This window comes from Rathayibacter sp. VKM Ac-2759 (assembly GCF_009834225.1).
GTDB lineage: Bacteria > Actinomycetota > Actinomycetes > Actinomycetales > Microbacteriaceae > Rathayibacter.
Genome location: NZ_CP047176.1, coordinates 351,817 through 365,415 on the forward strand (window position 1 = coordinate 351,817; position 13,599 = coordinate 365,415).

Genomic DNA, 13,599 nt, shown 5'->3' on the forward strand with positions numbered 1-13,599 from the left:
CCGTGCGCGCGAGACGTCTCTCCGCCGCCGTCGCCATCACCGCCCTGCTGCTCGCGGGCTGCGCGACCCCCGAGGACGACCGGCCGCTCGTGATGGTCTCGACCACCATCCTCGGCGACGTCGTGGGCGAGCTCGTCGGCGACGAGGCGGAGGTCGTGACGCTGATGGAGCCGGACGCCGATCCGCACTCCTTCGAGATCTCGGCGCAGCAGGCGGCGCGCCTCCGCTCGGCCGACCTCGTCGTCTCGAACGGCCTCGGCCTCGAGGAGGGCGTGCAGCAGCACCTCGACGCCGCGGCGGAGGCGGGCGCCCCGGCGTTCGTCGCCGGAGACGTGATCGACGCCCTCGCCTACAGCGACGGTGACGCCGAGGGGCGGCCCGACCCGCACTTCTGGACCGACCCCGCGCGGATGATCGACGTCGTCGACGCGCTCGAGCCGGCCCTCGCGCGGATCGGCGGCGTGGATCCCGAGGCCCTCGCCGCGAGCACCGCCGTCTACCGCGACGAGCTCGAGCGGCTCGACGCCGAGATGACGGCCGCCTTCGCCGCCCTCCCCGAGCGCAGGCGCGCGCTCGTCACGAACCACCACGTCTTCGGCTACCTCGCCGAGCGGTTCGACTTCGAGGTCGTCGGCGCCGTCATCCCCGGCGGCACGACCCTCGCCGCTCCGTCCGCCTCCGACCTGGCCGACCTCGTCGACGCGGTCGAGCGCGCCGGAGTCCCCACGATCTTCGCGGAGTCCTCCTCGCCCGACCGGCTCGTCCAGGCGCTGGCGAGCGAGGCCGACGTCCGCGTGGAGGTGGTCGAGCTGTTCACCGAGTCCCTCACCGGACCGGAGGGCGGCGCTCCCGACTACCTCGCCATGATGCGCGCGAACACGCAGCGCATCGCCACCGGGCTCTCCCCCTGAGCGCCCTCCCGAAGGAAGAGGAACCACCATGCGAATCCCCCACCTCCGACGAGCCGGCGCCGCCCTGCTCGCCCTCGGCACCGCCGTGGGTCTCGCCGCCTGCTCGTCGAGTGCCACCGGCAGCGCGGCCACCGACACCGCGGCCACCGACACCTCGGCCGCCGACACCTCGGCCGCCGGCTCCCGGATCGCCGTCTCGTACGCCGGCGGGATCCTCGTCCTCGACGGGACGACCCTCGAGACCCTCGCGGACCTCGATGCGGAGGAGTTCACCCGCCTGAACCCCGCCGGCGACGGACGCCACGTGCTGGTCACGACGAGCGGCGGCTTCCAGGTGCTCGACACCGCCGGCGAGCCGGAGCTCACCGACCTCGTCTTCGCCGCTGACGCCCCCGGCCACGTCGTCCGTCACGCCGGGCGCACGATCCTCTACGCCGACGGCACGAGCGACACGACCGTCTTCGACACCGCCGACCTCGGCGACTCCGATGCTCTCCCCGAGGTCGAGACGATCCCCGGCGTCCAGGCGCACCACGGCGTCTCGGTCGTGCTCGAGGACGGCACCCTCCTCACCACGGTCGGCGACTCCGACGGCCGGACCGGCATCGAGGTCCGCGACCCCTCCGGCGCGGTCGTCGGCGGGAGCGACCAGTGCCCCGGCGTGCACGGCGAGGGCACGGCCGCCGACGAGGCCGTCGTCTTCGGCTGCGAGGACGGCGCTCTGCTCTACCGCGACGGCGCGATCACCAAGCTCACCGCTCCCGATCAGCCGTACGGCCGGATGGGCAACGCCTACGTCAGCGAGACGAGCCCGATCGTCGTCGGCGACTACAAGGACGACCCCGACGCCGAGGGCTACCTCCTCGGCGCGGTCACGCTGATCGACACGGTGGCCGGCACCCTCGACGTCGTCGACCTGCCGGACGGCGCGGAGTACACCTTCCGCGACATCGCCCGCGGCCCCGGCGACCTCGCCTACGTCCTCGGCGCCGACGGGTCGATCCACGTGCTCGACCCCGGGACGGGCGAGCTCGTCGGCGAGCTCCCCGTGATCGACGCCTGGAAGGGGCCGGTCCAGTGGCAGGATCCGCACCCCGCCCTCGCGATCGCCGGCGGCACCGCGTACGTCACCGAGCCGGCTGCGGACGCGATCCACGCCGTCGACCTGGCGACCGGCGAGATCGTCGCGACGGGGGAGCTCGGAGCGACGCCGAACGAGCTCGCCCTCGCGGCCGGCTGATCGGAGCGCGGGTGGGGGCGTTTGCGGCGGATTACTGCGCGCGACGGCGGAAATCGCAGGATCCCTGCGTGCCAGACTGGCTGCGAGCGTGCTCCACCCCGTGACGATCCTCCGCGGGGCCCGGAGCCACTGGACCCGGTCCGCTCATCCGCAGCCTTTCGCAGGAGGACTCGAATGACCGACACCGCCGTGCTCACCAGCGCACCCGCCCGCACCCCCGTCGCCAAGTCGATCCTGATGTGCCGCCCCGAGCACTTCACGGTCGTCTACCGGATCAATCCCTGGATGGACCCGGCCGTCCCGACCGACACCGATCTGGCGCTGCGCCAGTGGCAGACCCTCTACGACACCTACGTCGGCCTCGGCTTCGACGTGCAGTTGATCGAGCCCGAGGCGGGCCTGCCCGACATGGTCTACGCCGCGAACGGCGGCTTCGTGATCGACGGCATCGCCTACGGCGCCTCCTTCACCTACCCCGAGCGCCAGCCGGAGGGCCCCGCCTACATGGAGTGGTTCCGCGGCGCCGGCTTCGACGTGCGCGTCCCCGAGGAGGTCAACGAGGGCGAGGGCGACTTCCTCCTCGTCGGCGACCGCATCCTCGCGGGCACCGGATTCCGCTCGGCCTCGGACTCGCACGCCGAGGTCGCCCGCGTCTTCGGCCGCGAGGTGGTGACCCTCGAGCTCGTGAACCCGTCGTTCTACCACCTCGACACCGCGATCGCCGTGCTCGACGACACGAACATCGCCTACCTCCCGAGCGCGTTCAGCGACGAGGGCAACCGCGTGCTGCGCGAGCTCTACCCCGACGCGATCCTCGTCTCGGAGGAGGACGCCTCCGTCCTCGGGCTCAACTCGTTCTCGGACGGCCTCCACGTCGTCATCGCCTCGCGCGCGGTCGGCTTCGAGCGCCAGCTGCGCGAGCGCGGCTACCGCCCGATCGGCGTCGACCTCTCCGAGCTGCTGCTCGGCGGCGGCGGCGTCAAGTGCTGCACGCTCGAGCTGCGGCGCTGACCCCCCCCACTCCAGAGGAGGAACGACATGAGCATCACCGAGACCCGCCGATCCGCCGATCTGATCGCCGCGGAGGAGGCGCACGCCGCGCACAACTACCACCCGCTGCCCGTCGTCGCCGCGACCGGTGAGGGCGCGTGGATCACCGACGTCGAGGGGCGCCGCTACCTCGACTGCCTGGCCGCCTACTCCGCCGTCAACTTCGGGCACTCGCACCCGGTGCTCCTGGAGGCGGCGCGCGCGCAGCTCTCGCGCGTCACCCTCACCAGCCGCGCGTTCCACAACGACAGGCTCGGCCCGTTCGTCACGGCGCTCGCCGCGCTGGCCGGCAAGGACATGGTCCTGCCGATGAACACCGGAGCGGAGGCGGTCGAGTCGGGCATCAAGGTCGCCCGCGCCTGGGGCTACCGCGTGAAGGGCGTGACGCCGGGCCGCGCGAACATCATCGTCGCCGCGGGCAACTTCCACGGCCGCACGACCACGATCATTTCGTTCAGCGACGACGCGGAGGCGCGCGAGGGCTTCGCGCCGTTCACCCCCGGCTTCCGCACGGTGCCGTTCGGCGACGCGGCCGCCCTCGAGGCCGCGATCGACGAGGACACCGTCGCCGTGCTGATCGAGCCCATCCAGGGCGAGGCGGGCATCGTCGTGCCGCCGGCCGACTACCTGCCCGCGGTGCGCGAGATCACCTCCCGGCACAACGTGCTCTTCATTGCCGACGAGATCCAGTCGGGACTCGGCCGCACCGGCGCGACCTTCGCGTGCGACCTGGTGGGCGTCGTCCCCGACGTGTACCTGCTGGGCAAGGCGCTCGGCGGCGGGATCGTGCCCGTCTCGGCCGTCGTCGCGAACGCCGACGTGCTCGGCGTGCTGCAGCCCGGGCAGCACGGCTCGACGTTCGGAGGCAACCCGCTCGCCGCCGCCGTCGGCCTGGCAGTCGTCGAGATGCTCGCCACCGGCGAGTACCAGGCGATGGCCCGCGCGCGCGGCGAGCAGCTGCACGCGCGGCTGGTCAAGCTCATCGGGCGCGGAGTCGTCGCCGTCCGCGGCGCAGGGCTCTGGGCCGGCATCGACATCGACCCGGCGCTCGCCTCGGGTCGAGCGGTGTGCGAGGCGCTGATGACGCGCGGGGTGCTGGCGAAGGACACCCACGGCTCGACGATCCGTCTCGCGCCCCCGATCGTGGTGACCGCCGACGAGATCGACTTCGCCGTCGACGAGCTCGAGGCGGTCCTGGCCTCGCTGCGCTGACCCGCGGCGCCGCTTCGCCCGAGGTGGCCGTACAACATCAGCTGAGAGTGGGGTGCCTCCGCTGCTGGGCGATGCAACCCCGTCTCAGCTGATGTTGTGCGGCGCACTCCAGCCCGCTGGTCGAGTAGCTGCCGAAGGCGGCGTATCGAGACCCGCTGGCTTCAGCAGATCGGGAGTCCGGCACCTTCTTCTGACGCTGGTGGATCTCGATACACCCGCTGCGCGGGCTACTCGATCAGCAAGGTACAGCGCAACATCAGCTGAGAGTGGGGTGCCTCCGCTGCTGGGCGATGCACCCCCGTCTCAGCTGATGTTGTGCGGCGCACTCCAGCCCGCTGGTCGAGTAGCTGCCGAAGGCGGCGTATCGAGACCCACTGGCTTCAGCAGATCGGGAGTCCGGCACCTTCTTCTGACGCTGGTGGATCTCGATACGCCCGCTGCGCGGGCTACTCGATCAGCGAGGGCGACAAGCATGCCGCGGAGGTGACATCCCGCGGAGTCGGTCAGGCCAGGCTCGCGAGGACGGTCGGGCCGGAGCCGGACCAGCTGCCGACGAGGGTCTCGCCGTCGGCCGGCGCGTCGTCGAGCACCCGGCGCAGCGTCAGCTCGAACCCGTCGGCCTCGACGGTCGTCGAGCGCTCGTCGCTCCGGGTGCGGACCGCCGTGGGAACGGGGACCGGGTCGGAGGCGGAGCCGCTGCCGCGGACCGTCGCGGTCGGATCGCGCCGCACCATCACTCCGTCGATCTCGACCTCGAGCTCGGCCTGCACCCCGCCCGTGCGGATCGCCGTGGCGAAGACGGCGACCGCGACCGGATCGCCCGCCGCGTCGTACACCCAGCGCTCGCCGAGCACCGAGTGGGTCATCGTGCCGATCAGCCACGGCTCGCCGCCCTCGAGCGGCGCGCCCCGGTAGGTCACGGGCACCTGCAGTGCCGGCCCGTCCGGAGCCTGCACGATCAGCGCCTCGATGCCCACCTCGCCCGCGGGGTCGTCGAACCGGTACGCGCCGACCTGCTCGACGCCTCCGCCCGGGCACCACGGCTGGGTCGGAGCCCACGCCTCGACGATCTCGAGCTTGCTGGGCGTGATCGTCGCGCGGTGCAGGAGGGCCATGCCCGAATGCTAGGTCAGAGGCCAGGTCAGTGCCCCGCGCCGAGGTTGCCGGCGAGGCGGGTGTGCATGCGGGTCGAGGCGTCATTCATGCCCTCGATCACGACGTGCTTGCCGTGGCGCTCGTACTTGGTGGTGATCGCGTCGAGGGCGGCGACGGTCGAGGCGTCCCAGACGTGCGAGCCCGAGAGGTCGATCACGACGCGGGAGGGGTCCTCCGCGTACTCGAACTGGGTCGTCAGGTCGTTGCTGGAGGCGAAGAACAGCTCGCCGGTCACGCGGTAGTGGGCGGTCCCCTCCGACACCGTGCGCTCGACGGTCGCGAAGCGGGCGACGCGGCGGGCGAAGACGATCATCGCGGCGATGACGCCGATGATGACTCCGATGGCCAGGTTGTGCGTGACGACCACGACGGCGACGGTCGCGACCATCACCAGGGTCTCGCCGAGCGGCATGCGGCGCAGCGTCGAGGGGCGGATGCTGTGCCAGTCGAACGTTGCGACCGACACCATCACCATCACGGCGACCAGCGCCGCCATCGGGATGATCGCGACGACGTCGCCGAGCACGACCACGAGGATCAGCAGGAACACGCCCGCGAGGAACGTCGAGATGCGCGTGCGGGCGCCGGAGGCCTTCACGTTGATCATCGTCTGGCCGATCATCGCGCAGCCGCCCATGCCGCCGAACAGGCCGGACAGCACGTTGGCGGCGCCCTGCCCGAGGGACTCGCGCGTCTTCTGCGAGTGGGTGTCGGTGATGTCGTCGACGAGCTTCGCGGTCATCAGCGACTCGAGGAGGCCCACGAGCGCCATCGCGATCGCGTACGGCGCGATGATCGTGAAGGTCTCCCAGGTCAGCGGCACGTTCGGCACGAACAGCTCGGGGAGGCTGCGCGGCAGCTCGCCCTGGTCGCCGACGGTCGGCACGGCGATCGCCGTCACGACGACGGCCGCGGTGATCAGCACGATCGCGACGAGCGGAGCGGGCACCACCCGGGTCAGTCGCGGCATCACGACCATGATCACGATGCCGATCGCGACGAGCGGGTAGACGAGCCACGGCACGCCGATGAGGTTCGGGATCTGCGCGGTGAAGATCAGGATCGCGAGCGCGTTGACGAAGCCGACCATGACGCTGCGCGGGATGAACCTCATCAGCTTCGCGACTCCGAGCAGGCCCAGGACGATCTGGAAGACGCCGGCGAGGATCACCGTGGCGATGAAGTAGTCCAGCCCGTAGTCGCGGGCGACCGGCGCGATGACGAGCGCGACGGCTCCGGTCGCCGCGGTGATCATCGCGGGGCGGCCGCCGAGGAAGGCGATGGTGACCGCCATCACGAAGGACGAGAACAGGCCGACGCGGGGGTCCACTCCGGCGATGATCGAGAACGAGATCGCCTCGGGGATGAGCGCGAGCGCGACGACGAGGCCGGCGAGCACCTCGCGGCTGAGGAGGCGGGGCGAGCGCAGCGCCGTCATGACGGTGGGCTCGGCGCGGTAGCGGGGCGGGGTGGCGGTGGTCATGGAACTCCAGGAGTCGGGGCTCTCGTCACGAGAGTCGGGAGGCGCGAGACGCTGCTTCGCGCAGGGAAGAATGTGGGGGCGGGCGAACGCCCTGCGCCAACTCTACCCTCACGTGAGGGTTGATATCGGGAGGTCGGATGTCGGTCACGATGCACATCGGCGAGCTCGCCGAGAAGACCGGCCTGTCGCTGCGCACCCTGCGCCACTACGACGAGGTCGGCCTGGTGACCGCGTCGGGGCGCACCGAGGGCGGATTCCGCCTCTACACGCAGGACGACTACGACCGCCTCATCCTCATCCGCCGGATGAAGCCCCTCGGCTTCTCGCTGGACGAGATGGCGGCGCTGCTGCGCGTCATCGACCGCATCGAGGCGCACGGAGGCGACCCCGAGGACCGCGCCGAGCTCGACCGCTTCGTGGCGCAGGCCCGCGAGCGGCGCGACGCGCTGCAGGCGCAGCTCGCGATGGCCGACGAGTTCGTCGAGCTGCTGTCGAGCCGCTGAGCGGCCGCCTCCACAGGCGCGACATACCCGGGATCGGCGTCTCGTCGTCCTGTTCCAGGGATCGCTGGCAGACTAGAGGCAGCAGCCGCGGACGACAGATCGTTCCGCGCACCCACGATCGCCCTCGCGACCACCCGCACCGCCCCTTCCGCGCCAGTTCGCCGAGGGAGCACGCCGGATGCGAGACATCCCTACCGAGAACTCCGCAGCCCCGCGCCACCGCGCCGCCACCCGGACTCCTCCCTCACCGGAAAGCACTCATGAGAAACACCCGCACCGCCAAGCCCGCGCGCCATCACCTCGAGCTCCCCACGCCGAAGCCCCTCGAGAAGGGCGGGATGCGCATCACTCCGCTCGGCGGACTCGGCGAGATCGGTCGCAACATGACCGTCTTCGAGCACAAGGGCAAGCTGCTCATCGTCGACTGCGGCGTCCTCTTCCCCGAGGAGAACCAGCCCGGCATCGACGTGATCCTCCCCGACTTCGCCGCGATCCGCTCGCGCCTGAAGGACATCGAGGCGATCGTGCTCACCCACGGTCACGAGGACCACATCGGCGGCGTCCCCTACCTCCTCAAGGAGCGCGGCGACATCCCGATCATCGCCTCGACCTTCACGCTCGCGCTGATCAGCGCGAAGCTGCAGGAGCACCGCATCACCCCGCGCACCCGCCCGGTCAAGGAGGGCGACCGCGTCGACGCGGGCGTCTTCGACCTCGAGTTCCTCGCGGTGAACCACTCCATCCCCGACGGCCTCGCCGTCGCGATCCGCACCGAGGCCGGCCTCGTGCTGCACACCGGCGACTTCAAGATGGACCAGTTCCCGCTCGACGGGCGCACCACCGACCTCCCCGGCTTCGCGCGCCTCGGCGACGAGGGAGTCGACCTCTTCCTCGTCGACTCGACCAACGCCGACGTGCCCGGCTTCGCGATCTCGGAGGGCGACCTCGCCCCCGCGATCGACCAGGTGTTCCGCACCGCCCCGCGCCGCATCGTCGTCTCGAGCTTCGCGAGCCACGTCCACCGCATCCAGCAGGTGCTCGACGCCGCCCACAAGCACGGCCGCAAGGTCGCCTTCGTCGGCCGCTCGATGGTGCGCAACATGGGCATCGCCGCCGAGCTCGGCTACCTCAAGATCCCCGCGGGCCTCGTGGTCGACATGAAGGTGCTCGAGAAGCTCCCGGCGACCGAGATCGTGATGATCTGCACCGGGTCGCAGGGCGAGCCGATGGCCGCGCTGTCGCGCATGGCCAACAAGGACCACATCATCGACATCGGCCCGGGCGACACCGTGCTGCTGGCCAGCTCGCTCATCCCCGGCAACGAGAACGCGATCTACCGGATCATCAACGCGTTCACCCGCTGGGGCGCCACCGTCGTGCACAAGGGCAACGCCAAGGTGCACGTCTCGGGTCACGCCAGCGCGGGCGAGCTCGCCTACTGCTACAACATCCTCCGCCCGACCGCCGTGCTCCCCGTGCACGGCGAGTGGCGCCACCTCACCGCCAACGCGGCGATCGCGACCCGCACCGGGATCGACGAGAAGAACGTCTTCGTCATCGAGGACGGCGTCTCGATCGACCTCGTCAAGGGCCGCTCGCGCGTCAGCGGACGCATCCCGGCCGACCAGATCCTGGTCGACGGCACCACGATGGGCGTCGCCACCGAGGACGCGATGATCGACCGCCGCGTGCTCGCGGAGGAGGGCGCCATCACGGTGCTCGCCATCGTCGACCTCGACCGCGGCACGCTCGGCGAGCCGGTCGAGTTCTTCACCCGCGGCTTCGTCGAGGAGCCGGGCTGGAAGGACAACGCCAGCAAGGCGATCGACGACGCGGTGCTGCAGGCCGCCGGCAAGCCGACCGAGCGCGAGGCGATCGAGGCCCTGATCACCCGCACCCTCGGTCGCTGGCTGACCCGCCGCCACCGCCGCAACCCGGTGATCACCACCATCGTCGTCGAGGAGTAGCCCGAGTCGGGCGGTCGCGCCCCGACAGCTCCCTCACAACCAAGGCTGGAAGGCCGGAACCGCTGGATCCTCGGCGGAACCGGCCTTCCAGCCTTGGTTGTGCGGCCCGCGCGGCGCGGATCGGCGCTTGTCCGGGCGGGAGGGGTGCGGGAGGCTGTCCGCGTCGGCACGGTCGCCGGCGGTCACGGGAGGCACACCATGCGCACGCTCACCGCGGGGCTCTTCATGTCGGTCGACGGGGTCGTCGAGTGGCCGAACCTCTTCCAGTTCGACAGCTTCGACGCCGAGCTGGGCGCGATGATGGGGCGGATGATCGGCTCCGTCGACACCGCCGTCCTCGGGCGCGCGGGCTACGAGGAGTGGTCGCAGTACTGGCCGAGCGCGCCGGCCGACGACCCGTTCGGCTCCTTCATCAACCCGATCGAGAAGTACGTCGCCTCGACGACCCTCCGAGGCCCGCTCGAGTGGAACGCGACTCTCATCGAGGGCGATGTCGCCGAGTTCCTCACGCGCCTCAAGCAGACCGACGGAGGCGAGATCTCGCTCTTCTCGAGCATCTCGCTGACCCGCTCGCTGCTCTTCGCGGGCGTGCTCGACGAGCTGACCCTGATGATCCACCCCGTGATCGCCGGCGCCGGTCGCCGCCTGTTCGAGCCGGGCGACCCGGCGACGCGGCTGGAGCTGCGCGACTCCGTCACCACCAGCGCCGGCAACGCGGTGCTCACCTACGCTGTGCGCGCGACCTGACGCGCGACGATCCTCGCCCAACGAATTCGTTGGGTGATAGTCTTCGGAATCCGGCTTGCGCTGCCATTCACCGACCGAGGAGTTCCGTGACATCCGTCGAACGTCAGAATGCTCCCACTCGAGTGACGGTTTCCACCGGCCGCAGCGCGTCGGGCGCTGGCAGCGGCACCGCGAAGACATCGCACATCGCTCCTGAGGGGTCAGCGTTCCGGGGATCGAAGCGGCCGGTGTCTGTTACGACGCGCACTCGCGCGACGCGCAGAAGCGTTCCGAGCTCGGCGAGATCGATACCGCAGGCGAGGGAACGAGCGGCGTTCCTGATCGAGTCGCTGGGCAGCGGAGTGGAGGTCGCGAAGCTTCTCGACGTGAATCGCAGTCAGCCGTCCCAGTGGAGCAATGGGCAGGAGCATCCGGGCCCGCGAACCGCGCAGATGCTGCTCGACCTCGACTATGTCGTCGCGAAAGCACTCCAGGCGTGGTCTCCGAAGGCAGCGATCGACTGGCTCAGCGGGTCCAACTCGGTCCTCGACGGGGCACGCCCGATCGATGTGCTCAAGATGTCGGGGAGCGGTGAGGTCATCAAGGCCCTCGACATCGCCATGGCCTAGGAGGTGCTGGTCTACCGGGTCTTCGGACACGATCCTCACGCGCCCGCGGGAGAGCCCGGACACGAGGACTTCGTGTACCGACCGGCGCAAGGTGCTTCACGGCTGGACAACGCGTCGTCGTACGTGACCTGGTACTACGGCTTCACCCCTGAAGTGGCCGTCGGCGAGGCCTTCGGGGATCTGGCGCAGTGGTCGGACGACATGTTCGAGACCCCGTGGCTCCCCACCGGTCGCCGAGTGCTCGGGACGTTCGAGATCCCGGATGCCACACCACTCCTCGACCTCGACGACGCCGCCAACCTCGTCGAGCGTTCGCTGCGGCCGACTCAGGTCGTCACGCGAGTGCGATCGACGAGCCAGTCCTGGGCCCTGAACATATTCCGAGAGCAGCGAAACGGCGGTCGGCGATGGGATGGAGTCCGCTGGTGGTCCTACCATCGGCCGCAGTGGACCGTCTTCGGGATCTGGACGGTGGACCCCGATCCGCCGCTGCACCGCCTCGTGAAGGTGGAACGCCTTGCGAGGACTCACCCTGCGGTCGCTTCGGCGCAGGGCACGCTCGCCAAGCTCTGGCACTAGAACACTGCCGAGGGGGTCGGTTCTGCCGCTCAAGGCAACGGGACTCGTCTCGGAAGAGTGACCCGGGGCTCCTCCCCAGGAACTGCCCGTTAGGGATCCGTATGGATGCGCGGGATCCGGGCTCGCGCGCCCGATCGGGCGAGTAGAACAGACCAGTGACCTCCTCCCTCGTCCGCGGCGACGCCGACGCCCTCGAACCCTCGCCGCTGCGCACGGCGCGTCCCGGCGGCCTGCGGGCGTGGCTGCTCGAGGGCCTGCGCGAGAACGCGGGCACCCATCCCGGCCCGCACTCCACCACCGAGAAGACGCACTCGTGGTGGCGGGTGATGTGCCTGACCGGCGTCGACTACTTCTCGACCCTGGGCTACCAGCCCGCGATCGCGGCGCTGGCCGCAGGGCTCCTCTCGCCGCTCGCGACGATCGTGCTCGTGCTGCTGACGTTGTTCGGTGCGCTGCCGGTCTACCGCCGGGTCGCGAGGGAGAGCTTCCGCGGCGAGGGCTCGATCGCGATGCTCGAGCGGCTGCTGCCGTGGTGGGGCGGCAAGCTCTTCGTGCTGGTGCTGCTGGGCTTCGCGGCGACCGACTTCATGATCACGATCACGCTGAGCGCGGCCGACGCCACGGCCCACGCGGTCGAGAACCCGTTCGCCCCGGAGTGGTTCCACGGCGCCGAGGTGCCGCTCACCCTGGGCCTGATCACCCTGCTCGCGATCGTGTTCCTCCGCGGCTTCAGGGAGGCGATCACGATCGCGGTCGTGCTCGTCGCGGCGTTCCTCGTGCTCAACGCCGTCGTGATCGTCGTCGCGCTCGCGCACGTCGCCGAGAACCCGGTGGTCGTCAGCGACTGGTGGTCGGCCCTGAACACGCAGCACGGCAACCCGCTGATCATGGTGGGCATCGCGCTGATCGTGTTCCCCAAGCTCGCGCTCGGGCTCTCGGGGTTCGAGACCGGCGTGGCCGTGATGCCGCAGATCCGCGGTGAGGCGGGCGACACCGAGGCGGACCCGGCCGGCCGGATCCGCGGCGCCAAGCGGCTGCTGATCACGGCCGCGGTCACGATGTCGGCGTTCCTGATCACGTCGAGCTTCGTCACGACCCTGCTGATCCCGCAGGCCGAGTTCCGGTCGGGCGGGCAGGCGAACGGCCGCGCCCTGGCCTACCTCGCGCACGAGTACCTCGGTGAGGCGTTCGGCACCGTCTACGACATCAGCACGATCTGCATCCTCTGGTTCGCGGGCGCCTCGGCGATGGCGGGGCTGCTCAACATCGTGCCGCGCTACCTCCCGCGCTACGGGATGGCACCGCAATGGGCCGCCGCCGTCCGCCCGCTCGTGCTGGTGTTCACGGTCATCGCCTTCGTCATCACCATCCTCTTCAGGGCCGACGTCGACGCCCAGGGCGGGGCCTACGCCACCGGCGTGCTGGTGCTGATCACCTCCGCGTCCGTCGCCGTGTTCCTCTCGGCCAAGCGCAAGAAGCAGCGCAAGCGCTCGATCGGATTCGCGGTCATCGCGCTGGTCTTCGTCTACACGACGGTGGTCAACGTGGTCGAGCGGCCCGACGGCGTGCGGATCGCGGGCGTGTTCATCCTCGGCATCCTCACGGTGTCCCTGATCTCGCGGGTCCAGCGCTCGTTCCAGCTGCGGGCGACGTCGGTGACCTTCGACGCCGCCGCGCTCGACTTCGTCACCTCCGACGCCGACGAGTACGGCGTGATCCGCGTGCTCGCGAACGAGCCCGACGACGGCTCCGAGGCCGAGTACCGGCAGAAGCTGGCGGAGGAGCACCAGCACAGCAACCTGCCGCGGCGCTCGCCGGTGCTGTTCCTCGAGGTGCAGGCGACCGACTCGTCCGACTTCGAGGAGGACCTGCAGGTGCGCGGCGAGGTCCGGCACGGGTTCCGCGTGCTGACGGTCACCTCCGGCACCATCCCGAACACGATCGCGACGGTGCTGCTCGAGATCCGCGATCTGACCGGGGTGATCCCCGAGGTCTACTTCGAGTGGACCGAGGGCGACCCGCTGACCAACATGTTCCGCTTCCTGATCACCGGCACCGGCGAGGTGGCGCCGGTCACCCGCGAGGTGCTGCGCCGCTCCGAGCCGCGCCGCTCGCGGCGGCCGGGCGTGCACGTGGGCTGAGGC

12 protein-coding genes are annotated in these 13,599 nt (G+C 70.7%); 10 read left to right on the forward strand and 2 right to left on the reverse strand.

The features are described from left to right. Positions 1-2 precede the first annotated feature (2 nt). The 4 genes from aztC to rocD all read left to right on the forward strand — a co-directional run bounded on the left by aztC (position 3) and on the right by rocD (position 4,413). Positions 3-911 carry a zinc ABC transporter substrate-binding protein AztC gene (gene aztC, locus GSU68_RS01620; protein ID WP_244259358.1) on the forward strand — a complete coding sequence of 303 codons (909 nt, stop codon included), beginning with the start codon at positions 3-5 and terminating at the stop codon, positions 909-911. Between the two features lie 28 nt (positions 912-939). Next, a complete protein-coding gene (gene aztD, locus GSU68_RS01625) occupies positions 940-2,151 on the forward strand; it encodes a zinc metallochaperone AztD (protein WP_159905388.1) in 1,212 nt (403 codons plus the stop codon). A gap of 174 nt (positions 2,152-2,325) precedes the next feature. Next, on the forward strand, positions 2,326-3,162 hold the full coding sequence (ddaH, locus tag GSU68_RS01630; RefSeq protein ID WP_159905389.1) for a dimethylargininase: 837 nt from the start codon (positions 2,326-2,328) through the stop codon (positions 3,160-3,162). 27 nt (positions 3,163-3,189) lie between these two features. Continuing rightward, positions 3,190-4,413 (forward strand): ornithine--oxo-acid transaminase, encoded by a 1,224-nt coding sequence (gene rocD, locus GSU68_RS01635; protein ID WP_159905390.1) that lies wholly within the window; start codon positions 3,190-3,192, stop codon positions 4,411-4,413. A 503-nt stretch (positions 4,414-4,916) separates the two neighbouring features. Here rocD and GSU68_RS01640 read toward each other — a convergent pair. Both GSU68_RS01640 and GSU68_RS01645 read right to left on the reverse strand, forming a co-directional pair. Then, positions 4,917-5,528 carry a hypothetical protein gene (locus tag GSU68_RS01640; protein ID WP_159905391.1) on the reverse strand — a complete coding sequence of 204 codons (612 nt, stop codon included), beginning with the start codon at positions 5,526-5,528 and terminating at the stop codon, positions 4,917-4,919. Positions 5,529-5,554: 26 nt separating this feature from the next. After that, positions 5,555-7,051 carry a SulP family inorganic anion transporter gene (locus tag GSU68_RS01645; RefSeq protein WP_159905392.1) on the reverse strand — a complete coding sequence of 499 codons (1,497 nt, stop codon included), beginning with the start codon at positions 7,049-7,051 and terminating at the stop codon, positions 5,555-5,557. A 137-nt stretch (positions 7,052-7,188) separates the two neighbouring features. Between GSU68_RS01645 and GSU68_RS01650 the strand changes: the two genes are divergently transcribed. The 6 genes from GSU68_RS01650 to GSU68_RS01675 all read left to right on the forward strand — a co-directional run bounded on the left by GSU68_RS01650 (position 7,189) and on the right by GSU68_RS01675 (position 13,596). Further along, complete coding sequence (locus GSU68_RS01650; protein WP_159905393.1) at positions 7,189-7,554, forward strand: MerR family transcriptional regulator; 366 nt, start codon at positions 7,189-7,191, stop codon at positions 7,552-7,554. A gap of 338 nt (positions 7,555-7,892) precedes the next feature. Continuing rightward, a complete protein-coding gene (locus GSU68_RS01655; protein ID WP_208544680.1) occupies positions 7,893-9,521 on the forward strand; it encodes a ribonuclease J in 1,629 nt (542 codons plus the stop codon). 198 nt (positions 9,522-9,719) lie between these two features. Then, positions 9,720-10,268: a dihydrofolate reductase family protein gene (locus tag GSU68_RS01660; protein WP_159905395.1), complete on the forward strand. Its 549-nt coding sequence runs from the start codon at positions 9,720-9,722 to the stop codon at positions 10,266-10,268. A gap of 86 nt (positions 10,269-10,354) precedes the next feature. After that, complete coding sequence (locus tag GSU68_RS01665) at positions 10,355-10,876, forward strand: hypothetical protein (protein WP_159905396.1); 522 nt, start codon at positions 10,355-10,357, stop codon at positions 10,874-10,876. Between the two features lie 3 nt (positions 10,877-10,879). Next, positions 10,880-11,455, forward strand: a complete 576-nt coding sequence (locus GSU68_RS01670) for an RES domain-containing protein (RefSeq protein ID WP_159905397.1) — start codon at positions 10,880-10,882, stop codon at positions 11,453-11,455. A 206-nt stretch (positions 11,456-11,661) separates the two neighbouring features. Then, positions 11,662-13,596, forward strand: a complete 1,935-nt coding sequence (locus tag GSU68_RS01675; protein WP_159910076.1) for an amino acid permease — start codon at positions 11,662-11,664, stop codon at positions 13,594-13,596. Positions 13,597-13,599: the final 3 nt, after the last annotated feature.